The 612-nt window shown below is 65.8% G+C and carries 1 protein-coding gene; it reads left to right on the forward strand.

What is annotated here, in order from left to right; genetic code table 11:
- Positions 1-5: 5 nt before the first annotated feature.
- The coding region (locus AC4FS3_RS29075) for an NAD(P)H-dependent flavin oxidoreductase (RefSeq protein WP_491023429.1) at positions 6-612 on the forward strand (607 nt) is incomplete at its 3' end.

Here is a 612-nt window from a genome sequence, read left to right on the forward strand (position 1 = left end):
TGTCCCTGCCGGCGATCGCCTCCCCCCTGTTCATCGTCTCGGGACCCGAACTGGTTATCGCCCAGTGCAAGGCCGGCGTCGTCGGCAGCTTTCCGGCCCTCAACGCCCGCCCCAAGGAACTGCTGGATGAATGGTTGCACCAGATCCGCGAGGAACTGGCGGCCCATGACCGTGACCATCCGGACCAGCCCTCAGCGCCGTTCGCCGTCAACCAGATTGTTCACCGCTCCAACAACCGCCTCGACCACGACGTCGAATTGTGCGTGAAGCACAAGGTTCCCGTCATCATCACCTCGCTGGGCGCCCGGGAAGACCTGAACCAGGCCATCCATGGCTACGGCGGCGTCACGCTGCATGACGTCATCGACAATCGTTTCGCCCGCAAGGCTGTCGAGAAGGGCGCCGATGGGCTGATCGCCGTGGCCGCTGGCGCCGGCGGGCATGCCGGAACCATTTCGCCGATGGCGCTGATCCAGGATATTCGCGAGTGGTTTGACGGTCCCCTCGCCCTGTCGGGCGCCATCGCCAGCGGCCGGGCCATTCTGGCGGCGCAGGCCATGGGAGCGGACCTTGCCTATATCGGCTCGGCATTCATCGCCACGCGCGAGGCCA

The sequence above is a fragment of the Pseudogemmobacter sp. TB195 genome (genome assembly GCF_058313095.1).